Source organism: Clostridium sp. LY3-2 (genome assembly GCF_024705715.1).
GTDB lineage: Bacteria > Bacillota > Clostridia > Clostridiales > Clostridiaceae > Clostridium.
Genome location: NZ_JAMDLQ010000072.1, coordinates 1 through 1466 on the forward strand (window position 1 = coordinate 1; position 1466 = coordinate 1466).

Below are 1466 nucleotides of genomic sequence, written 5' to 3' on the forward strand. Positions count from 1 at the left end.
TAGGCTTGGGAGGTGGTCCTCCCTGCTTCCCACAAGGTTTCACGTGTCTCGTGGTACTCTGGATCAGAACTTTAGATCTTCTCGTTTCGCCTACGTGGCTATTACACTCTACGGCATAACTTTCCAGTTATCTTCGGCTACGATAGCCTTCTAAGTTAATGTTCTGTCCGCAACCCCGGAGATAAATCTCCGGTTTGGCCTCTTTCCTTTTCGCTCGCCGCTACTAAGAAAATCGATTTTTCTTTCTCTTCCTCTAGGTACTTAGATGTTTCAGTTCCCTAGGTTACCTTCCTATAGCTATGTATTCACTATAGGATACATGGGGTTCACCCATGTGAGTTCCCTCATTCGGAAATCTTCGAATCTCTGGCTATGTGCGCCTACTCGAAGCTTATCGCAGCTTATCACGTCCTTCATCGGCTCCTGATGCCAAGGCATTCACCATACGCCCTTTGTAGCTTGACCTTTGTTTGCTATAAGCTTCGCATTACTTTGAAAACTTCGTCGCTTCGGTACTCATTTATCGAAATAAACTCCGTTCCTCGCTTCTTGTTTTCTTTGTACTACTCGCTTCTAGCTACACTAACATTTAGTCATTTTTAAGATTTTGCAATCTTAGATATATTGTTACAAAGAATAGTATATTTAAATACATTTTTCTTGGCTTGTTGTATCAACTAATTAATTTAATGTGCAATTTTCAAAGAACATTTGGTGGGTCTAAGTGGACTCGAACCACCGACCTCACGCTTATCAGGCGTGCGCTCTAACCAGCTGAGCTATAGACCCATATGTGGTGGAGGTAAGGAGATTCGAACTCCTGACCCCCTGCGTGCAAGGCAGGTGCTCTCCCAACTGAGCTATACCCCCACATACAAAGAGATAATGATCTCTCAAAAGTGAACAGAATAATACAAGCCCAATCTCTTTCGAATAAGAAATCGAGATTTTGATTTTTTGGCTGTACTGATTAATCATCTTGTTAATCAGATTTCTCCATAGAAAGGAGGTGATCCAGCCGCAGGTTCTCCTACGGCTACCTTGTTACGACTTCACCCCAATCGCTGACCCTACCTTAGGTCGCTGCCTCGCTTACGCGTTAGCTCACGAACTTTGGGTATTGCCAACTCTCATGGTGTGACGGGCGGTGTGTACAAGGCCCGGGAACGTATTCACCGCGACATGCTGATTCGCGATTACTAGTAACTCCAGCTTCATGTAGGCGAGTTTCAGCCTACAATCCGAACTGAGACCGGTTTTGAAGTTTAGCTCCACCTCGCGGTATTGCGTCTCTCTGTACCGGCCATTGTAGCACGTGTGTAGCCCTAGACATAAGGGGCATGATGATTTGACGTCATCCCCACCTTCCTCCCGGTTAACCCGGGCAGTCTCGCTAGAGTGCTCAACTTAATGGTAGCAACTAACAATAGGGGTTGCGCTCGTTGCGGGACTTAACCCAACATCTC

General features: G+C 45.8%; 2 tRNA genes and 2 rRNA genes. All 4 read right to left on the reverse strand.

Going from position 1 to position 1466, the window contains the following annotated elements:
- Positions 1-465: ribosomal RNA gene (locus M4I33_RS16740) — 23S ribosomal RNA — on the reverse strand; the annotation flags it as partial.
- Positions 466-712: 247 nt separating this feature from the next.
- A tRNA-Ile gene (locus M4I33_RS16745) sits at positions 713-789 on the reverse strand.
- A 5-nt stretch (positions 790-794) separates the two neighbouring features.
- Positions 795-870: transfer RNA gene (locus M4I33_RS16750), tRNA-Ala, on the reverse strand.
- A 132-nt stretch (positions 871-1002) separates the two neighbouring features.
- Positions 1003-1466 (reverse strand): 16S ribosomal RNA (locus M4I33_RS16755); the annotation flags it as partial.